Genomic DNA, 20,578 nt, shown 5'->3' on the forward strand with positions numbered 1-20,578 from the left:
TTAATTTCCATTAAGCGCGGCTAAACCCGTTTTCTTCCGCAATTGCCTCATTCCCCTCATAAAATCTTCACTTTCTTTAAACTATTGAGACGAATCTGATCGACGCAAAAACCCACCATGCCTACTATTAGGTCACGGTTATGAATCAACAACACCTTGATTTATAAGCATGGAAATCCCCTGAGTGAAACAACGAATTGCTGTGTGTAGTCTTTGCCCGCCTCCCACGGTGGGCTTTTTTTTGTCCAGAATTCGGCAACCCTTAAGAAAAACCCATGATTACAGCGGGTTAGTACGTCCCAAATAAAAAGGCGAGGACCAAAGTCCTCGCCTTTACGCATTGCAGAAGCGTGACGTTACTTATTCAGTTCCGCCAGGCTCAGCCAGGTTTGCACCACGGTGTCCGGGTTCAGGGACAGGCTATCGATCCCCTCTTCCATCAGCCAGGCGGCAAAGTCTTCGTGGTCGGACGGTCCCTGACCGCAGATGCCGACGTACTTGCCCTGTTTCTTGGCGGCGCGGATGGCCATCGACAGCAGCGCTTTCACCGCCTCGTTACGCTCATCAAACAGCGCGGAGACCACGCCGGAGTCACGGTCCAGACCCAGCGCCAGCTGCGTCATATCGTTGGAGCCGATAGAGAAGCCGTCGAAGTGTTCCAGGAACTGCTCTGCCAGCAGGGCGTTGGACGGGATCTCGCACATCATAATGATTTTGAGTCCGTTTTCGCCGCGCTTGAGTCCCTGACGGGCCAGCTCGTCGACAACCGCTTTTGCCTGATCGACGGTACGCACGAACGGCACCATGATCTCGACGTTGGTCAGCCCCATCTCGTTGCGCACGCGTTTTACCGCTTCGCACTCGAGCGCAAAGCAGTCGCGGAAGCTGTCAGAGACGTAACGACCGGCACCGCGGAAGCCCAGCATCGGGTTCTCTTCTTCCGGCTCGTAACGCTCGCCGCCCACCAGGTTGGCGTATTCGTTAGATTTGAAGTCGGAGAGACGCACGATAACGCGTTTCGGGTAGAACGCCGCGCCCAGAGTCGCGATCCCTTCAGTCAGACGGCCGACATAGAACTCTTTCGGCGAGTCGTAACCCTTCATCATCTCGCGGATCTCTTTCTGCAGCTTCGGATCCTGGTCGTCAAACTCCAGCAGCGCGCGCGGGTGAACCCCGATCATGCGGTTGATGATGAACTCCAGACGCGCCAGGCCGACGCCTTCGTTTGGCAGACAGGCGAAGTCAAAGGCGCGGTCCGGGTTACCGACGTTCATCATGATCTTTAGCGGCAGATCCGGCATGGTGTCGACGCTGGAGCTCTTCACGCTAAAGTCGAGGATCTCGGCGTAGACGTAGCCGGTATCGCCTTCGGCACAGGAGACGGTAACGTTCTGATCGTCCTTCATGCGCTCGGTGGCGTCGCCGCAGCCGACCACGGCCGGGATGCCCAGCTCACGGGCGATGATCGCCGCGTGACAGGTACGGCCGCCACGGTTGGTAACAATCGCCGCCGCCTTTTTCATGATCGGTTCCCAGTCCGGGTCGGTCATGTCGGTCACCAGCACGTCGCCCGGCTGGATACGGTTCATTTCGCTGATGTCGTGGATCACCTTCACCGGACCCGCGCCGATGCGGTGGCCGATGGCACGGCCTTCCGCAATGATGTTGCCCTGCGCATGCAGCGTATAACGCTCCATCACCTGACCGCGGGAACGCACGGTTTCCGGACGAGCCTGGACGATAAACAGTTTGCCGGTGTTGCCATCTTTGGCCCACTCGATATCCATCGGACGACCATAGTGTTTCTCGATCTGTACCGCCTGCTTCGCCAGCTCCTGCACTTCGGCATCGGTCAGGGAGAAGCGGTCGCACTGCTCCTGCGGCACATCTTCAATCCGCACCTGCTTGCCATGCTCCTGAGTCGGGGCGTAGATCATGCGGATTTTTTTCGAGCCCATGGTGCGGCGCACGATAGCCGGGCGATCCGCTGCCAGGGTTGGCTTGTGAACGTAGAATTCGTCCGGGTTGACGGCACCCTGCACCACCATCTCGCCCAGACCCCAGGCGGAGGTGATAAAGACCACCTGATCGAAACCCGATTCGGTATCAATAGAGAACATCACGCCTGACGAGGCCAGATCCGAACGCACCATGCGCTGCACGCCTGCCGACAGGGCAACGCCGCGGTGGTCATAACCCTGATGCACGCGATAGGAGATCGCGCGGTCATTAAACAGGGAAGCAAACACATGTTTAACCGCCACCAGCACGGCATCGTAGCCCTGCACGTTGAGGAAGGTCTCCTGCTGCCCGGCGAACGAGGCGTCCGGCATATCTTCTGCAGTCGCAGAGGAGCGCACCGCAAAAGAGGCCTGCGCATCATCAGCAGAGAGCTGGTTGTAGGCGTCGTGAATGGCTTTTTCCAGTTCAGGCTGGAAAGGTGTATCGATGATCCACTGGCGGATCTGGGTCCCGGCTTTGGCAAGCTCAGAGACATCATCAATGTCCGTGTTATCCAGTAGTTCGTAAATGCGCTGGTTTACGCCGCTTTGATCCAGAAAATAGTTAAAAGCATCGGCGGTAGTCGCAAATCCATTCGGTACGGAGACACCCATACTGGACAGATTCGTAATCATTTCACCCAGGGAGGCATTTTTGCCTCCAACTCTGTCTACATCATTCATGCCGAGTTGGTTATACCAAAGCACCAGCGGTGACGAGCCATTGTTGGACATCGAAACAATCCTTTTGTGATATATGAACGGGTTTTAAGAAACTCCTTACTGCGTATTTATACTGTCATATTTATGCGCGCTAAAAAAACGGTGAATCGTGTAAGCACTTTTATTTTTTAGCTTTTCAGACTGTTCCCGCTTAAATGCTAACCTGATGATTCCTATGGATTCCCACAAAAAAACTCAGACTTTAGGGTGATTTTGAAAAATGAAACACCCCTTTCATTAAAAATAAAAATAGCGTTTCATTTCTAATTTCCACCCTGGGTTGACTGTTGTATTTTACTTTTTTAATTTATGCTTTCAGTCAATTACATCTGATATACAGAGTGTGCAAAATGGATAATGCTGTCGATCGCCACGTTTTTTATATTTCCGATGGTACGGCGATCACCGCCGAGGTGCTGGGCCATGCGGTGATGTCGCAATTCCCGGTTTCCATCAACAGCATCACGCTGCCGTTCGTGGAAAACGAGAGCCGCGCCAAAGCGGTGAAAGATCAAATTGACGCCATTTTCCAGCAGACCGGTGAGCGTCCGCTGGTGTTCTACTCGATTGTGATCCCGGAAATTCGCAATATCATTCTGCAAAGTGAAGGCTTCTGTCAGGATATCGTTCAGGCGCTGGTGGCCCCCCTGCAGCAGGAGTTGAAGCTGGACCCGACCCCGGTGGCGCACCGCACCCACGGCCTGAACCCGGCGAATATCATCAAGTATGACGCCCGTATCGCCGCCATTGATTACACCCTCGCCCATGATGATGGCATCTCGATGCGCAACCTCGATCAGGCTCAGGTCATTCTGCTCGGCGTCTCGCGCTGCGGAAAAACGCCCACCAGCCTCTATCTGGCGTTGCAGTTCGGGATCCGCGCCGCAAACTACCCCTTTATTGCCGACGATATGGACAACCTCGTCCTCCCGGCGGCGCTCAAGCCCCTGCAGCATAAGCTCTTTGGGCTGACCATTAACCCGGAACGGCTGGCGGCGATCCGCGAAGAGCGCCGGGAGAACAGCCGCTACGCCTCGATGCGCCAGTGCCGGCTGGAAGTGGCCGAAGTCGAAGCCCTGTACCGTAAAAACAACATTCCGTGGCTGAACAGTACCAACTATTCGGTAGAAGAGATCGCCACCAAAATCCTCGACATTATGGGCCTCAATCGCCGCATGTACTAATCAACTAGTACATCAGTCCATAATCCTTTATACTCGCATCCACCACAGGGCACCGCGTGTGCCCTGCTCTTGAATTCAGCGGGGATTGGTTTAAGGTGATGCCCATCACTTCCCGGTAAGTTACCGTTGAAGCACTACATTCTGAGAAATACCATGAATAAAACCGATGAACTGCGCACAGCGCGTATCGATAGTCTGGTGACGCCAGCCGAACTGGCCCAGCGGTACCCTGTTTCTGCGGCAGTGGCAGAGAACGTGACAACGTCACGTAAACGTATTGAAAAAATCCTTAACGGTGAAGATCGCCGCCTGCTGGTGATTGTTGGCCCCTGTTCTATTCACGACCTTGATGCTGCAATGGACTACGCCCAGCGCCTGAAGGGGCTGCGGGATAAACACCATGCCCGTCTGGAAATCGTGATGCGTACCTACTTTGAGAAGCCACGCACCGTGGTGGGCTGGAAAGGGCTAATCTCCGATCCCGATTTGAACGGCAGCTACCGGGTGAATCACGGCATTCAGCTGGCGCGCAAGCTGCTGTTGCAGGTCAACGAGCTGGGCGTACCCACCGCTACCGAATTCCTGGATATGGTGACCGGACAGTTTATCGCCGATCTGATCAGCTGGGGGGCCATCGGAGCCCGCACCACTGAAAGCCAGATCCACCGTGAGATGGCCTCGGCGCTCTCCTGCCCGGTGGGCTTTAAAAACGGCACCGACGGCAATACCCGCATTGCGGTGGATGCCATCCGCGCCGCCCGCGCCAGCCACATGTTTCTCTCCCCGGACAAGAATGGTCAGATGACCATCTATCAGACCAGCGGCAACCCGTACGGCCACATCATCATGCGCGGCGGCAAGCAACCGAACTATCACCCACAGGATCTGGCGGAAGCCTGCGATACCCTGCGTGAGTTCGACCTGCCCGAGCAGCTGGTGGTGGATTTCAGCCACGGCAACTGCCAGAAGCAGCACCGCCGTCAGCTGGACGTCTGCGATGAGATTTGCCAGCAGATCCGCAACGGTTCAACCGCTATCGCCGGGATCATGGCCGAAAGCTTCCTGAAAGAAGGCACGCAAAAAGTGGTGGTCGGTCAGCCTATCACCTACGGTCAGTCGATCACCGACCCTTGCCTGGGCTGGGAAGATACTGAAGTGCTGCTGGATAAGCTTGCTGCGGCGGTAGACTCTCGATTCTGAGACCTGTGCCCGGTGGCGCTTCGCTTACCGGGCCTACAAAAGCGATACGTAGGCCGGGGAAGGCATAGCCGCCACCCGGCTTTTTTTCATCCCTCACTCCCGTCACTGTTTTTTCATAAAACGCTTGCCGTCAAAATCGATTTGTTGATAATGATTATCATTGTTACATTGATTGCTATTTTGAAAAACATTATGTCACGTATGGATAACACTGCAGCAACGCTCACTCGTCCTGAAGACAAAACACAGCCTGCCCCAGGCGCAACCGATCGTCGCATCGACAGTAAACAGCTGTTGGGCGAAGAAGGTCGCGTCATTATTGAGCATGACGGCCAGCACTACCTGCTGCGTCAGACACATGCCGGAAAATTGATCCTCACAAAATAAGTCCTTCCCGCCAGCCACCCAGGTTTCCCCCAGGCAGCCAGCGCTTTTCACTTTTAAATGGAGAGTGGCTCATGCCATACCTGAATACCGCGTCTTTACGCCCGTCGCTGCTGGCGCTGGCGATCGTCAGTGCCCTGCCGGGCGCGGCGGTTGCCGCAACCGACGACATGACCGTTACCGCCACCGGCAATGCCCGCAGCGCCTTTGAAGCCCCGATGATGGTCAGCGTCATTGACGCCACCGCCCCGGAAAATCAGACCGCCAGCTCAAGCGCCGATCTGCTGCGCCACGTGCCCGGCCTGACCCTCGACGGCACCGGGCGTACCAACGGCCAGGACGTCAACCTGCGCGGCTACGATCGCCGCGGCGTACTGGTACTGGTTGACGGCGTGCGTCAGGGCACCGACACCGGCCACCTGAACAGCACTTTCCTCGACCCTGCCCTGATCAAACGTATCGAGATCGTGCGCGGGCCGTCTGCTCTGCTGTACGGCAGCGGCGCGATGGGTGGGGTGATCGCCTATGACACCGCCGACGCGAAAGATCTGCTTCAGCCCGGACAAACCAGCGGCTACCGCGTGTTTGGCACCGCCGCTACCGGCGATCACAGCCTCGGTATGGGGGCCAGTGCCTTTGGCCACACCGACACCCTCGACGGTGTGGTGGCCTGGTCGAGCCGCGATCGCGGGGATATCCGTCAGGGCGGCGACGGTACCGCGCCGAATGACGAATCAATCAACAACCTGCTGGCGAAAGGCAGCTGGCAGATGGATCAGGCTCAGTCCCTGAGCGGCTCCCTGCGCTACTACAATAACGCGGCCCAGGAGCCGAAAAATCCGCAGACCATCGAGGCGGACGACACCAGCAACCCGATGACCGACCGCTCCACCATTCAGCGGGACGTCCAGCTGGGGTATCACCTCGCCCCGGAGGGCAACGACTGGCTGAACGCCGATGCCCGCCTCTACTGGTCTGATGCGCGGATCAACGCCCAGAATATCGACGGCACCGGCGAGTTCCGCCAGCAGACCACCAAAGGCGGCAAAGTGGAAAACCGTACCCGCCTGTTTGCCGACTCCTTTGCCTCGCACCTGCTGACCTACGGCGGGGAGTATTACCGTCAGGAGCAGGAGCCGTCCGGCGCCACTACCGGCTTCCCGGATGCGAGCATCGATTTCAGCTCCGGCTGGCTGCAGGATGAGATCACCCTGCGCGATCTGCCGGTCACCCTGCTGGGCGGCACCCGCTACGATAACTACCGCGGCAGCAGCGATGGCTATGAGGATGTGGATGCCGATAAATGGTCATCCCGCGCCGGGATCACCGTGTCGCCGACCGGCTGGCTAATGATGTTTGGCTCCTATGCTCAGGCCTTCCGCGCCCCGACGATGGGCGAAATGTATAACGACGCCAAACACTTCTCCATTGGCCGGTTCTACACCAACTACTGGGTGCCGAACCCGAACCTGCGCCCGGAAACCAACGAAACCCAGGAGTACGGGTTTGGTTTGCGCTTTGACGATTTGCTGCTGGCGGACGATGCACTGGAGTTCAAAGCCAGCTACTTTGATACCCATGCCAAAGATTACATCTCCACCACCGTCGATTTTGCTGCCGCTACCACCATGTCGTACAACGTGCCGAACGCCAAAATCTGGGGCTGGGACGTGATGGCGAAATACTCCGCCAGCCTGTTCAACCTGGATATCGCCTATAACCGCACCCGGGGCAAAGACACCGACACCGGGGAGTACATTTCCAGCATCAACCCGGACACCGTCTCCAGCAAGCTGGATGTCCCCCTGGCGCAGAGCGGCTTTAGCGTCGGCTGGATCGGCACCTTCGCCGATCGTTCCACCCACGTGAGCAGCAGCTACAGTCATCAGCCAGGCTACGCGGTGAATGATTTCTACGTCAGCTATCAGGGCCAGCAGGCGCTGAAAGGCGTGACCACCACCCTGGTGCTCGGCAACGCCTTCGACAAAGAATACTGGTCTCCACAGGGCATCCCGCAGGATGGCCGCAACGGCAAGATTTTCGTGAGTTATCAGTGGTAATTACCCTGCCCCGGTGCTTCCGGGGCGTTTATCCGGAAGGAAGAGACAATGAATCACTACACACGCTGGCTTGAACTAAAAGAACAGAACCCCGGGAAATACGCGCGTGACATCGCTGCCCTGATGAACATCAGCGAAGCCGAACTGACCTGGGCTCGGGTGGGCCACGATGCATGGCGTCTTCACGGCGAAATCCGCACCATCCTCGGCGCGCTGGAAGCGGTGGGCGAAACCAAGTGCATCTGCCGCAACCAATACGCGGTTCATGAACAGGTGGGCACTTTTACTCACCAGCACCTGAACGGCCATGCCGGGCTGGTGCTCAACCCGCGCGCGCTGGATCTGCGCCTGTTCCTCAACCAGTGGGCCAGCGCGTTTCATATCACCGAAACCACCGCCCGCGGCGAGCGTCAAAGCATTCAGTTCTTCGACCATCAGGGGGATGCCCTTCTGAAGGTCTACACCACCGACAACACCGATGTATCGGCCTGGGGCGATCTGCTGTCCCGCTTTATCTTCGCCGATAACCCGCCGCTGACGCTAAAAGCCGCCGATCCAGACGTGAATGTGGCGACTGCCGATGCCGCGACGGTGGACAGCGAGTGGCGCGCCATGACCGACGTGCACCAGTTCTTTGGCCTGCTGAAGCGCCACAGTCTGACCCGTCAGCAGGCGTTCCGCCTGGTGGGTGACGACCTCGCCTGCCAGGTGGAGAACAGCGCCCTGGCCCGGCTGCTGAATACCGCCCGTCAGGACGGTAACGAGATCATGATTTTCGTCGGCAACCGCGGCTGCGTGCAGATCTTCACCGGCGCGGTAGAGAAAGTGGTGCCGATGAAGGGCTGGCTGAACATCTTCAATCCGGCCTTTACCCTGCATCTGCTGGAAGAGACCATCGCCGAGACCTGGGTGACGCGCAAACCCACCGCCGACGGGCATGTCACCAGCCTCGAACTCTTTGCCGCCGACGGGACGCAGATCGCCCAGCTGTACGGTCAGCGTACGGAAGGCGAGCCAGAGCAGAGCCAGTGGCGGTCCCGGATCGACGCCCTGACGGTAAAAGGGCTGGCCGCATGAGAAAAGTGCTCGCCCTGCTTGTGGCGCTCCCGCTGGCCGCCATTGGCGCGGCGCAGGAGAAGATCGTCGCTCTCGGCGGCGACGTGACCGAGATTGTTTACGCCCTGGGAGCCGAAGGTTCGCTGGTGGCGCGCGACAGTACCAGCCAGTGGCCGGAGCAGGCTACCTCCCTGCCGGATGTGGGCTATCTGCGTCAGCTCAATGCCGAGGGGATCCTGGCGATGCGTCCAACGCTGGTGTTAGCCAGCGCCCAGGCGCAGCCTTCGCTGGCGCTGAAACAGGTCGGGCAGAGTCACGTCAGCGTGGTGACGGTGCCGGGCAGCAACGCCCTCAGCATCATTGACGAGAAGGTACGGGTGGTGGCTCAGGCGACGCACCGCGTTGCCGAAGGGGAAGCTCTGCGTAAGCGCCTGCAGCAGGAGCTCGCTGCGCTGCCCGCCGCGCCGATCGAGAAGCGGGTGCTGTTTATCCTCAACCACGGCGGAATGACCGCCATGGCCGCGGGCCAGGAGACCGGGGCTGATGCGGCGATCCGCGCGGCCGGTCTGCAAAACGCGATGCAGGGATTCTCACGCTATCAGCCCCTTTCCCAGGAAGGGGTCATTGCCAGCCAGCCCGATCTGGTGGTGATCTCCCAGGACGGCGTAAAAGCGTTGGGCGGAGAAGCGAATCTGTGGAAGCTGCCAGGTCTGGCGCAAACCCCGGCGGGGCGTAATAAACAGGTGCTGCAGATTGACGATATGGCGCTGCTCGGGTTTAGCGTGCGCACCCCGCAGGCCATTGGGCAACTGCGCAGCAAAGCCGAGCAACTGCCCTGATGCCTCGCCGGATCGGCTATTCCCTGTGGGGGCTGGCAATGGCGCTTGCGCTGATGACGCTGCTGGCCACCGGTTTTGGCGCGTTGCGCCTGCCGGTGGCCCTGCTCTGGAGCGGCAGTGACGAGGCGTTGCGCCAGATCTGGCTCACCATCCGCCTGCCGCGGGTGCTGCTGGCGCTGGTGATTGGCGGCTCGCTGGCGCTGGCGGGCTGCGTGATGCAGGGGCTGTTTCGCAACCCGCTTGCCGACCCCGGTTTGCTGGGGATCAGCAGCGGTGCCGCCTGCGCCGTCGCGCTGTGGGTGGTGTTGCCCGTCACCCTGCCCGCCCTGCTGATGCTCTACGCCCCGATGCTGGCGGCCTTTATTGGTGCGCTGGCGGCCACGGTGGTCATTTTTCTGCTCAGCCAGCAGCGGGAGAGTTCGCTGTCTCGGCTGCTGCTGGTGGGGATCGCCATCAACGCCCTGTGCGGGGCGGCGGTGGGCGTGTTGTCGTGGGTCAGTAACGACGCCCAGCTGCGCCAGCTCTCGCTGTGGGGCATGGGCAGCCTCGGTCAGGCCCAGTGGTCCACCCTGCTGGCGGTGACCTCGCTGATGATCCCCACCGTACTGGCGATCTGGCGGCTGGCGGCGACCCTCAACCTGCTGCAACTCGGCGAAGAGGAGGCGCACTATCTGGGCGTCGACGTGCGGCTCGTCCAGCGGGTTTTACTCCTGTGCAGCGCCCTGCTGGTGGCCGCTGCGGTGGCAGTTAGCGGGGTGATTGGCTTTATTGGTCTGGTGGTGCCGCACCTGATGCGCATGTGGCTGGGGTCGGATCACCGGGCGGTGATCCCCGGTTCGCTGCTGGCGGGGGCGTTCCTGCTGCTGATTGCCGATACCGCCGCACGTACGCTGGTCGCCCCGGCGGAGATGCCGGTGGGGTTGCTGACCAGCATTCTCGGCGCGCCCTGGTTCCTGTGGCTTATTTTTCGTCATGGAGGCCAGCATGGCTGAATCCCTGATTGCTGAAGGCGTGTCTTACCGCGTGGCAGGCCGGAAGGTGGTACGCGACGTCTCGCTGTCGCTTGCGTCGGGTGAGCTGGTGGCGCTGATCGGCCCCAACGGCGCGGGGAAATCGACCCTGCTGCGTCTGTTAACCGGTTTTCTCAGGCCGGAAGCCGGGCGCTGTCTGCTGGGCGGAAAAGCGCTGGCGGCGTGGAGTACCCAGGCGTTATCGCGCCAGCGGGCAGTGATGCGCCAGCAAACCCAGTTGGGCTTCGACTGGCCGGTGGAAGCGGTAATCGGGATGGGTCGTTCACCCTGGACGCCGCAGCCCGAGGCGAAGATCGTCAGCGAGGTGATGCAGCTTACCGGCTGTCAGCCACTGGCCGGCCGTCACTATGCGGCCCTGTCGGGAGGAGAACAGCAGCGGGTGCAGCTGGCCCGGGCGCTGGCGCAGCTGTGGTACGGCGGCGCGCCACGCGGCTGGCTGTTCCTCGATGAGCCCACTTCGGCGCTGGATCTTTACTACCAACAGCATCTGCTGCGGCTGTTGAAAACGCTGACGGCGGACGGGAACTTGCACGTCTGCGTGGTGCTGCACGATCTCAATCTGGCCGCCTTATGGGCCGACCGGATTGTGCTCCTGCATGAGGGCAGGATTGTCTCCCAGGGGACGCCGCCGTCGGTGCTAAAAGCCGATGACCTGGCGCGCTGGTACGGCGCACAGGTGCATGTGGGGCAGCATCCATTCAACGCTACCCCACAGGTTTTTCTCGTCCCTTAGCTCGAGCAACTCACCTCCAGCCGCTTACCCCAGTCCGGTGGGCGGCTGATGTAGTCATCGCTGCGATCGGCAAACGGCGTGCGCAGAGCCTCATGCAGCCGGTGCAGCTCGGCGTAATCGCCTTTCTCAGCCTGCTCAATGGCCCGCTGCGCGAGCCAGTTGCGCAGCACCATCGCCGGGTTAACGGCATTCATCTGCGCCTGACGCGCATCATCGGCGATATTCTCCTGCTGGAGACGCGCACGGTATGCCGCAAACCAGTCATCAAAGGCCTGCCGGTCAATAAACTCGTCGCGCAGCGGTGAGGCGGCGCTGTGCTGCTCGGTCTGGCCCAGCATGCGGAACGTGCGGGTGTAGTCGCTGCCTTCCCGCGCCATCAGCGCAAACAGGTTATTCAGGATCTCATTGTCGCCCCGCTCCTGAGTCATCAGCCCCAGCTTGCGGCGCATCAGCTTGCCGTACTGCTGCAGCAGAACTTCCTGATAACCATCCAGCGCGTCGTTGAGCGCCTCAACGTCGATAAACGGCGACAGGGACTGCGCCAGACGCTGCAGGTTCCACAGGCCCACCGCCGGCTGGTTATCAAAGCTGTAACGCCCCTGATAATCGGAGTGGTTGCAGATATAGCCCGGCTGGTAGTCGTCGAGGAAGCCGTACGGGCCGTAGTCGATGGTCAGGCCGAGGATCGACATGTTATCGGTGTTCATCACCCCGTGGGCAAAGCCCACCGTCTGCCAGGTGGCGATCAGTGCGGCGGTCCGCGCTACCACATCCCGGAACCAGAGGATGTACTTATCAGTTTCATCCTTCAACTGCGGCCAGTGATGACGAATGACAAAATCCGCCAGCTGGCGAACTTTCTCCGGCTCGCGGCGATAATAGAAGTGTTCGAAATGACCGAAACGGGCGTGGCTCTGGGCGACGCGGATCAGCATCGCCCCCTGCTCCATGGTTTCACGCGCTACGGGGGTGTCGCTGGTAACAATCGACAGCGCCCGTGTGGTGGGGATCCCAAGGGCGTGCATCGCCTCCGAGGCCAGGCTTTCGCGGATGGTGGAACGCAGTACGGCGCGCCCGTCGCCCATACGAGAGTAAGGAGTCAGCCCAGCGCCCTTGAGGTGCCAGTCCATCGTTTGCCCGTTGGCGAGCTGCTGTTCACCAAGCAGGATCCCCCGCCCGTCCCCCAGCTGTCCGGCCCAGACGCCGAACTGATGGCCGCTGTAGACCTGAGCCAGCGGCTGCATGCCCGGCAGCAGAGTTTCGCCGCCAAAGACGCCAGCGCCCTGTTCAGGACTAAACAGCGATTCCGGGATCGCCAGCTCGGCGGCCAGCGCCGTGTTATGCCAGATCAGGCGGGCATTATTGAGTGGAGTGGGTTTCAGTGCCGTATAAAAGCCGGGTAGTTCATCATGCCAGTGCGCGGTAAAAGACAGGGTCATAGGTCCTCCTGCTTTTAGTGTAGTGGGTTTATCAGAGGTTAAACACCGGGTAAGACAAGGGTTATCCCTGCACCAGGGAGGTGATGCGTTCAAGGGGAACCGCAGGCCACAAGCCGCCCTGCATGGCGCTGAAGCCAAATGCCGACAGCCGCTGCAGGGCAACGTCATCGTCCACGCCTGCCACCATCAACGACTGACAGTAAGGCGAAACCTGGGTCAAGATCGCCCGTAATAACAGCTCAAATGTATTATCTGATAAATGTTGCTGAATGAAGTTTTTATCCAGCGCCACGCGTTTAAACATGCCATCAAAAATGGCTTTAGTGGAGGCATCCCCGGCACCGAAATTGCCCAACACCAGCGGAAAACGCAGGGCAAAGTCCATCAGGGTCGTATTCATATTGCCTTTATTCAGATCAGGATAATTCTCATTAATAGTGAATTCCAGCCACGGATGTTGTTCACATATTGAAACACCATTTTGTTCCATGACGAGGTATTCAACGATTGTCGGAGAGATATTTATCCATGCCGTAAGCTGTTGCTGAATAAAAAAGAGTTTGCAGCTCTCGAGCATCGCCAGCTGTTCCTGAAACAGCATCAGCTCTTGCTCAGGGGAGAGGTACGGGCGCACCAGCTCGGTCGGAATGCGGACCTGGTTATCCACCCCAACAAAGTTCACGACTATTTCAAGGCCTGTCAACGCCCCTGAGTCTTGCCGCGCAGGCAGTAATAACAATTCAGACTGATAAGCAATATCCAGCATCACAATCATGGCGTCCGACCCGGTTTAAAAACGATACAAGACATCCTGAAACATATGCTGAAGCAATTCAACTTTATGGATTTTAATAAGATTAGTTTCATTCGTTCCATTAAATATTCGGATTCTCCTTAGTCCTGAAATAATCTTATACTGAATACTGGTTAATAGCCAGTTGTGCCTAACTACCAGAATTGCATCAAATTAATTCAGCGGCTAAGTAATTCTTATCAATTAAGGCACGCTTACTAATAACATTGACGGATGAAAAAGAATGTCGCGCCGGGCGGCGCGACAGGATTATATACGTCGCGCTTGCCAGAAATTTTTACGCCAGTAGACGTTATTGAGGGAGGAGCGCATCACGCCACGACTGGTCGAGGCATGAATAAACTGATTATCGGTGTCGTATATCCCGACGTGCAGCCCGCTTTCGCCGGAGCCGGTTTTGAAGAACACCAGATCGCCCGGGAGCAGGTCATCTTTATCGATTTCGGTGCCGATAGTCGCCTGCTGACGCGTTTCACGCGGCAGCTGCAACTCAAACTGGTCGCGGAAGGTCAGCAGCACAAATCCTGAACAATCAATCCCGCCACGCGTCATGCCGCCGTAGCGATAAGGGGTGCCGCTCCAGTGATGCAGCTGATCGTTGAGGCCTGCAATGACGGCAATAGAATCGGACAGCCGCGGGTTGGGGGGCGGTGCGCGATGGCTGCTGCATCCTGCAAGAAATAGCGCGGCCACAAGAAGAAAACAGAATCGCATTCCAGACGAATCCTCTGATTTTTTTGCTTTCCGTAATTTAGCCTGTGAATATGTCACGACGCAACAAGCGGTTATTCCTGGGACGTCGAAACGATCATTCTGTGACCTTCGATATCCAGACGGCGGAATGACATGTCGTAGGCTTTAGCCAGATTCGGCGGCGTCAGCACGCTGTCACGCGCGCCGCTGGCGATCAGTTGACCCCGCTTCAGCAGCCAGACGCGATGGGCGTGGCGCAGCGTATGGTTGAGATCGTGGCTGCTCATCACCACCGCAACCCCCTGCCGGGACAGCGCGCTTAACAACCGGTCGAGCGCTACCTGCTGGGCCACGTCGAGACTGTTCATCGGCTCGTCCAACAACAATAGCTGGCCGTGCGGGTTGCCGCCAGGGTGAATTTGCAGGATCACGGCGGCCAGCCGCACGCGCTGCCACTCCCCGCCGGAGAGCTGGCTGACGTGGCGCGACAGCTTATCCGCAATACCCAGCGCCTCCGCCACCTCACCGAGCAGTGCTTTTTGCTGATTGTCGTACTGATGCAGCGTCAGATAGTGCCAGACCGGCATGGCGAACGGCGCGGTTTGCTGCTGGGCCAGATACGCCCTGCGGCAGGCCAGCGACGCAGGGGACCACCTGGAGAGCGGTTCGCCCTGCAGCAGGATTTCGCCCTGCCCGGTGCTCAGCCCGGCCATATGTGCAAGCAATGTGCTTTTACCTGCCCCATTTGGGCCGACCAGGTGCAGGATCTCCCCAGCGTTAACCTGAGCGGTCAGCGGTTGCAGACGCCCGGGTTCCGTTACCCCATTGAGCTGCATCAGCATGGACATTACTTCGCGAGGGCCAGCTTGATCGCTTCCATCAGGATCGGATCTTCAGGGGTCATATCCGGCGCAAAGCGCTGGACCACTTCCCCATCGCGGCCAATCAGGAATTTTTCGAAATTCCATAAGATGTCGTCAGGATAGAGCGGCGCACGGCCTTTGCTCGCCAGACGCTCATAAAAACCGCTGCTTTCAGGAGCGACAGCCACCGGGGCCGCGGCAATCAATTTTTGATACAGCGGATGACGGGCTTCGCCATTAACCTCGATTTTGCTGAACATCGGGAAAGTAATGCCATAGGTGGTGCTGCAGAAGGTTTTGATCTCCTCTTCGCTACCAGGCTCCTGGCCGAGGAACTGGTTGCACGGGAAGCCAAGCACGGTAAAACCGTCCTTTTCCCACGCTTTATGGATATTTTCGAGCTGCTCATACTGCGGCGTCAGGCCGCATTTCGATGCCACGTTCACCACCAGCAGCACCTTGCCTTTATAGTCCTCAAGGGTGGTGGTTTTGCCATCAATGGTCGTCACTTCGGTGTTCAGAATATCGTTCGGCATAGCATTCTCTCAGGTTGTGGTTCAGATGGGCTGTACTTAACGTCCGGCTTTTAAGAGTAGCCAGATAAACACGGGTGCGCCCAGCGTCGCAGTCACTACCCCAATGGGCAGCTCCGCGGCGTTGAGCGCCAGGCGCGCGATGATATCTGCAAAAAGCAGCGTTGCGCCGCCTGTCACTGCCGCAGCGGGCAATAACAGCCGGTGATCGGTAATACCACACAAACGCAGCATATGGGGAATCACAAGGCCGATAAAGCCGATAGCGCCGGCCAGGGCCACGCTCACGCCCACCATCCAGCCGATGGCAACCACCAGCGTGTTGCGCCAGAAGGTGAGCGGCAGCCCCAGCTGACGGGCCGATATTTCCCCCAGCACCAGAATGTTGAGCGGTGATGCCTGAAAGCAGGCCCAGACGATGGCAGGTGCCAGCAGCAGCATCAGCCAGCCCTGGCTCCAGTCCATGCCGCCGAAGCCGCCCATCATCCAGTACATCAGCTGGCGCAGATCGAAGGCGGTAGAGAAGTAGACCGCCCAGGTCATCAGGGCGCTACAGATGATACCCAACGCCACCCCGGCAAGCAGCAGGCGGCTCACGGAGAGGTGGCGGCGGGCGAAACGCAGCAAAATGAGGGTAATGATTAGCGCCCCGGCGATGGCGCAGAGGCTTAAGCTCCAGCCCGATAGCGCCCCGCCGCCGAGCATGACGGCGGCAATCAGCCCTACTCCGGCACCGTTCGATACGCCTAATAAGCCAGGCTCCGCCAGCGGGTTATCGAACAGCGCCTGCATGATTGTCCCGCTGAGCGCCAGCGCCGCCCCCACCAGCACCACGGCCAGGGTGCGCGGCAGGCGGATTTGCCAGATAAACAGCTCACCACGGGGAGTAAACCACGCCTCAGGACCAATCCACAGATCGCCCGCGCAGAGGCTCAATCCCAGCGCGATAACCAGCGCCAGGATCAGAAAGAGCAATTTACGCAGATCGGAGCGGTACTGCTGACGGGCAAATTCGGGCATCGGAGTCATTTTGCGGGTGAATGATGTAATTGATTTTACGGTGGGTTTACGGCAGCGCAAAGAAAAAAGGCCGCATCAGCGGCCTTTTTGGTTAGATCATATCACTCTGCTTTGGGTGAGGCGTTTTCGACACGGCTTTTTAACTTCTGGCCGGGTCTGAAGGTCACCACGCGGCGAGCTGTAATGGGAATATCCTCACCCGTCTTCGGGTTACGGCCCGGACGTTGATTCTTGTCGCGCAAATCAAAGTTACCAAAGCCGGAGAGTTTTACCTGCTCACCATTTTCCAGAGCGCGACGGATCTCTTCGAAAAACAGCTCAACCAGCTCTTTGGCATCCCGTTTGCTAAGCCCAAGCTTATCAAACAGATATTCGGACATTTCAGCTTTTGTAAGCGCCATAGGTTCAATCCCTCAATGATGCCTGGAATCGCTCTTTTAATGCCTCTACACATTTGGCGACGGTAGCGGCAATCTCCTCTTCTTCGAGTGTACGGCTGGTATCCTGAAGGATCAGGCTGATAGCCAGGCTCTTAAAGCCCTCTGCTACGCCCTTGCCGCGGTACACGTCAAATAAGTTTACGCCAACTACCTGATTTACGCCAACTTTCTTACATTCGGCCAAAATATCTGCGGCAGGCACATTTTCGGCCACCACAACGGCGATATCACGACGGTTTGCAGGGAAGCGGGAAACGTCCTGAGCCTGAGGAATGACGCGGTCTGCGACCTTGTTCCACTCCAGTTCAAACGCCAGCGTGCGGCCGTTGAGATCCAGCTTGCGCTCCAGCTCCGGGTGCACAACACCAATGAAACCAACACGTTCACCTTTCAGATAAATCGCGGCGCTCTGGCCCGGATGCAGGGCCGGAATGGCTTCAGCACGGAACTCAATTTCAGACAATTTACCGGTCAGATCCAGCACCGATTCCAGATCGCCCTTCAGGTCGTAGAAATCAACGCTGTTTTTGCTCAGATCCCAGTGCTCTTCATAGCGGTTACCGCAGATAGCGCCCGCCAGCATCAGATCCTGACGGATACCGAGGTTAGCCTGGGTGTCCGGCACAAAGCGCAGACCGGTTTCGAAGATGCGCACGCGGCTCTGCTGACGGTTCTGGTTGTAGACGATGGTGCTCAACAGGCCAGTCAGCAGCGACAGACGCATAGCGGACATTTCGCTGGAGATTGGGCTTGGCAGGATCAAGGCTTCCTGGCCCGGGTGGATCAGCTGCTGCACTTTCGGATCAACGAAACTGTAGGTGATCACTTCCTGGTAACCTTTGTCGTTCAGCAGGGTTTTCACCCGCTTCAGAGAGAGGTCGGCTTCACGATGGGTGCCCATCACCAGACCAGCCTGCACCGGCTCATCAGGAATGTTGTTGTAGCCGTAAACACGGGCCACTTCTTCCACCAGATCTTCTTCGATTTCCATATCGAAACGCCAGCTTGGCGCCACGGCCGTCCACTGGTCCTGACCGTCGGTCACGTCACAGCCCAGACGGCGCAGAATGTCGCTCACCTGCGCATCGGCAATGTGATGACCAATCAGGCGATCCAGCTTGCTGCGACGCAGGGTGATGGTCGCAGGCTTCGGCAGATGCGCATCGCTGGTGACATCAATCACCGGGCCGGCTTCGCCACCGCAGATGTCGATCAGCAGGCGGGTGGCTCGCTCCATCGCTTTGTACTGCAGGGCCGGATCCACGCCGCGCTCATAGCGGTGAGACGCATCGGTATGCAGGCCATGACGACGGGCGCGACCGGTAATGGACAGCGGGCTAAAGAAGGCGCACTCCAGCAGCACGTTCTGGGTTTCATCGTTCACACCAGAGTGTTCACCGCCGAAGATACCGCCCATTGCCAGCGCTTTGCCGCGATCGGCAATCACCAGGGTATCGGCATTCAGTTTGGCTTCGCTGCCGTCCAGCAGGACCAGGGTTTCGCCCTCTTTCGCCATGCGCACGACGATGCCGCCTTCGATGCGATCTTTATCGAACGCGTGCATCGGCTGACCCAGCTCCAGCAGGACGTAGTTGGTCACGTCCACCACCGCATCGATAGAACGGATGCCGCAGCGGCGCAGCTTCTCTTTCATCCACAGCGGGGTTGGCGCTTTAACATTGATACCTTTCACCACACGGCCCAGGTAGCGCGGACAGGCGTCAGCGGCTTCAACCTGGATTGGCAGGGTGTCGGTGATGGTAGCCGCAACGGGCGCAATCTCAGGCGCGTTCAGTTCGGTCTGGTTCAGTACCGCCACGTCGCGGGCCACGCCGATGATACCTAAGCAGTCGGCACGGTTTGGCGTGACGCTGATCTCGATGGTGTTATCATCGAGCTTCAGGTATTCGCGCAGACTTGTACCAATTGGCGCATCCGCTGGCAGCTCAATGATGCCGGAATGGTCATCGGAAATACCCAGCTCAGAGAACGAGCACAGCATGCCTTCCGACGGCTCGCCGCGCAGTTTCGCCGCTTTGATTTTGAAATCGCCCGGCAGCACCGCACCAACGGTCGCCACGGCCACTTTCAGGCCCTGACGGCAGTTTGCCGCGCCGCAGACGATATCGAGCAGGCGTTCGCCGCCCACGTTAACTTTGGTGACACGCAGCTTGTCTGCGTTCGGGTGCTGACCGCACTCGACGACTTCACCAACCACCACGCCGTTAAAGGCCCCAGCAACCGGCTCAACGCCGTCCACTTCCAGGCCGGCCATGGTGATCTGGTTAGAGAGCGCTTCGCTATCGAGGTCGGTGTTCACCCATTCGCGTAACCACAGTTCACTGAATTTCATTGTTCTGTCCTGCCCTTATTTAAACTGTTTGAGGAAACGCAGATCGTTTTCGAAGAAAGCGCGCAAGTCGGTCACGCCATAACGCAGCATGGTCAGACGCTCCATGCCCATACCGAACGCAAAGCCGGAGTAAACTTCCGGATCAATGCCAACGTTACGCAGGACGTTCGGGTGCACCATGCCGCAGCCCAGCACTTCCAGCCATTTGCCGTTTTTACCCATCACGTCAACTTCTGCGGACGGTTCGGTGAACGGGAAGTAGGACGGACGGAAACGAACCTGTAAATCTTCCTCAAAGAAGTTGTTCAGGAAATCGTGCAGCGTGCCTTTCAGGTTGGTGAAGCTGATGTTTTTATCAACGATCAGCCCTTCCATCTGATGGAACATTGGGGTGTGGGTCTGATCGTAGTCGTTACGATAGACGCGACCTGGCGCGATGATGCGGATCGGCGGTTCCTGCTCTTTCATGGTACGGATCTGTACGCCAGAGGTCTGGGTACGCAGCAGGCGGGTAGCATCAAACCAGAAAGTGTCGTGGTCAGCACGTGCCGGGTGGTGGCCTGGGATATTCAGGGCATCGAAGTTATGGTAATCGTCTTCGATTTCCGGGCCGGTCGCCACGGTAAAGCCGAGCTCACCGAAGAAACTTTCAATGCGGTCGATGGTGCGGGTGACCGGGTGCAGACCACCGTTCTCAATACGACGACCTGGCAGGGAGACATCGATGGTTTCGGCAGCCAGACGGGCGTTCAGCGCGGCGCTTTCCAGCGCATTTTTACGCTCGTTCAGCACCTGCTGAACCTGCTCTTTGGCTTCGTTAATCACCGCACCTGCAGCCGGACGCTCTTCTGGCGGCAACTCACGCAGGGTAGTCATTTGAAGGGTCAGGTGCCCTTTCTTGCCCAGATATTCGACGCGGACGTTGTCTAACGCGGCAACATCTGAGGCCTGGTTAATGGCGGCCGTTGCACTGGCAACCAGCTCTGCGAGATGTGACATGGTTTTCCTCGTTATGTAGCGATATTTACAAGCGTCAGATACAAAAAAAGCCTCCATCAGGAGGCTTTCTGGCGCTGTTTTCCGTTTCGTCTTTCACGCGCTAGCCTCCTGATGTCAGGTGCTAAAGTAAAAGAAGAAGCGGAAAATAGCAGCATTCATGCTTGCATTACCTTGTGTGGTAAGGGACCTAACGCCTTATTGAAAAGGGTCAGCA

General features: G+C 58.3%; 19 protein-coding genes, 1 other RNA gene and 1 other annotated feature. Of the genes, 9 read left to right on the plus strand and 11 right to left on the minus strand.

Features of this window, described 5'->3' with window-relative positions:
* The first annotated feature begins 134 nt into the window (after nt 1-134).
* An RNA gene (gene rprA / locus V7Q49_RS06715) (antisense sRNA RprA) lies at nt 135-245 on the plus strand.
* 111 nt (nt 246-356) lie between these two features.
* On the opposite strand, the gene ppsA is transcribed toward rprA, so the two are convergent.
* Nucleotides 357-2,735: a phosphoenolpyruvate synthase gene (gene ppsA / locus V7Q49_RS06720; protein WP_333849960.1), complete on the minus strand. Its 2,379-nt coding sequence runs from the start codon at nt 2,733-2,735 to the stop codon at nt 357-359.
* Nucleotides 2,736-3,073: 338 nt separating this feature from the next.
* Between ppsA and ppsR the strand changes: the two genes are divergently transcribed.
* The 8 genes from ppsR to V7Q49_RS06760 all read left to right on the plus strand — a co-directional run bounded on the left by ppsR (nt 3,074) and on the right by V7Q49_RS06760 (nt 11,210).
* A complete protein-coding gene (ppsR, locus tag V7Q49_RS06725) occupies nt 3,074-3,907 on the plus strand; it encodes a posphoenolpyruvate synthetase regulatory kinase/phosphorylase PpsR (protein WP_333849962.1) in 834 nt (277 codons plus the stop codon).
* 153 nt (nt 3,908-4,060) lie between these two features.
* Nucleotides 4,061-5,107 carry a 3-deoxy-7-phosphoheptulonate synthase AroH gene (gene aroH / locus V7Q49_RS06730; protein ID WP_333849963.1) on the plus strand — a complete coding sequence of 349 codons (1,047 nt, stop codon included), beginning with the start codon at nt 4,061-4,063 and terminating at the stop codon, nt 5,105-5,107.
* A gap of 150 nt (nt 5,108-5,257) precedes the next feature.
* Entirely contained in the window at nt 5,258-5,494 is a 237-nt protein-coding gene (gene hemP, locus V7Q49_RS06735) for a hemin uptake protein HemP (protein WP_181247255.1), read from the plus strand.
* A 71-nt stretch (nt 5,495-5,565) separates the two neighbouring features.
* The gene (locus V7Q49_RS06740) at nt 5,566-7,551 is read left to right on the plus strand and encodes a TonB-dependent hemoglobin/transferrin/lactoferrin family receptor (protein WP_333849965.1); all 1,986 of its coding nucleotides are present in this window, start codon (nt 5,566-5,568) and stop codon (nt 7,549-7,551) included.
* 48 nt (nt 7,552-7,599) lie between these two features.
* Entirely contained in the window at nt 7,600-8,628 is a 1,029-nt protein-coding gene (chuS, locus tag V7Q49_RS06745) for a hematinate-forming heme oxygenase ChuS (protein ID WP_333849966.1), read from the plus strand.
* The gene (locus tag V7Q49_RS06750; RefSeq protein WP_333849967.1) at nt 8,625-9,446 is read left to right on the plus strand and encodes a heme/hemin ABC transporter substrate-binding protein; all 822 of its coding nucleotides are present in this window, start codon (nt 8,625-8,627) and stop codon (nt 9,444-9,446) included. The genes chuS and V7Q49_RS06750 overlap by 4 nt, the downstream gene beginning before the upstream one ends.
* Nucleotides 9,446-10,438 carry a FecCD family ABC transporter permease gene (locus tag V7Q49_RS06755; RefSeq protein WP_333849969.1) on the plus strand — a complete coding sequence of 331 codons (993 nt, stop codon included), beginning with the start codon at nt 9,446-9,448 and terminating at the stop codon, nt 10,436-10,438. Before V7Q49_RS06750 ends, V7Q49_RS06755 begins: the two co-directional genes overlap by 1 nt.
* The gene (locus V7Q49_RS06760) at nt 10,431-11,210 is read left to right on the plus strand and encodes a heme ABC transporter ATP-binding protein (RefSeq protein WP_333849971.1); all 780 of its coding nucleotides are present in this window, start codon (nt 10,431-10,433) and stop codon (nt 11,208-11,210) included. The genes V7Q49_RS06755 and V7Q49_RS06760 overlap by 8 nt, the downstream gene beginning before the upstream one ends.
* Here the strand turns inward: V7Q49_RS06760 and selO are convergent.
* From selO to pheM, 10 genes are all read right to left on the minus strand, one after another.
* Nucleotides 11,207-12,649 (minus strand): protein adenylyltransferase SelO, encoded by a 1,443-nt coding sequence (gene selO, locus V7Q49_RS06765; protein ID WP_333849972.1) that lies wholly within the window; start codon nt 12,647-12,649, stop codon nt 11,207-11,209. The genes V7Q49_RS06760 and selO overlap by 4 nt on opposite strands.
* 61 nt (nt 12,650-12,710) lie before the next feature.
* Nucleotides 12,711-13,424 (minus strand): EAL domain-containing protein, encoded by a 714-nt coding sequence (locus V7Q49_RS06770; RefSeq protein ID WP_333849973.1) that lies wholly within the window; start codon nt 13,422-13,424, stop codon nt 12,711-12,713.
* Between the two features lie 288 nt (nt 13,425-13,712).
* Nucleotides 13,713-14,177, minus strand: a complete 465-nt coding sequence (locus V7Q49_RS06775) for an NlpC/P60 family protein (protein ID WP_333849974.1) — start codon at nt 14,175-14,177, stop codon at nt 13,713-13,715.
* 71 nt (nt 14,178-14,248) lie between these two features.
* Nucleotides 14,249-15,004 carry a vitamin B12 ABC transporter ATP-binding protein BtuD gene (gene btuD / locus V7Q49_RS06780; protein WP_333849975.1) on the minus strand — a complete coding sequence of 252 codons (756 nt, stop codon included), beginning with the start codon at nt 15,002-15,004 and terminating at the stop codon, nt 14,249-14,251.
* Complete coding sequence (locus tag V7Q49_RS06785; RefSeq protein WP_333849978.1) at nt 15,004-15,555, minus strand: glutathione peroxidase; 552 nt, start codon at nt 15,553-15,555, stop codon at nt 15,004-15,006. Before V7Q49_RS06785 ends, btuD begins: the two co-directional genes overlap by 1 nt.
* 36 nt (nt 15,556-15,591) lie before the next feature.
* The gene (btuC, locus tag V7Q49_RS06790; RefSeq protein ID WP_333849980.1) at nt 15,592-16,572 is read right to left on the minus strand and encodes a vitamin B12 ABC transporter permease BtuC; all 981 of its coding nucleotides are present in this window, start codon (nt 16,570-16,572) and stop codon (nt 15,592-15,594) included.
* A 101-nt stretch (nt 16,573-16,673) separates the two neighbouring features.
* Nucleotides 16,674-16,973 (minus strand): integration host factor subunit alpha, encoded by a 300-nt coding sequence (gene ihfA / locus V7Q49_RS06795; RefSeq protein ID WP_006820203.1) that lies wholly within the window; start codon nt 16,971-16,973, stop codon nt 16,674-16,676.
* Between the two features lie 4 nt (nt 16,974-16,977).
* Nucleotides 16,978-19,365, minus strand: a complete 2,388-nt coding sequence (gene pheT, locus V7Q49_RS06800; protein WP_333849981.1) for a phenylalanine--tRNA ligase subunit beta — start codon at nt 19,363-19,365, stop codon at nt 16,978-16,980.
* A 15-nt stretch (nt 19,366-19,380) separates the two neighbouring features.
* Nucleotides 19,381-20,364 (minus strand): phenylalanine--tRNA ligase subunit alpha, encoded by a 984-nt coding sequence (pheS, locus tag V7Q49_RS06805; protein ID WP_106993635.1) that lies wholly within the window; start codon nt 20,362-20,364, stop codon nt 19,381-19,383.
* 40 nt (nt 20,365-20,404) lie between these two features.
* Nucleotides 20,405-20,528, minus strand: a sequence feature (Phe leader region).
* On the minus strand, nt 20,479-20,523 hold the full coding sequence (gene pheM / locus V7Q49_RS06810) for a pheST operon leader peptide PheM (protein ID WP_001386830.1): 45 nt from the start codon (nt 20,521-20,523) through the stop codon (nt 20,479-20,481). It overlaps the preceding feature by 45 nt.
* Nucleotides 20,529-20,578 lie beyond the last annotated feature (50 nt).

The organism is Leclercia sp., from assembly GCF_036780805.1.
Lineage (GTDB): Bacteria > Pseudomonadota > Gammaproteobacteria > Enterobacterales > Enterobacteriaceae > Enterobacter.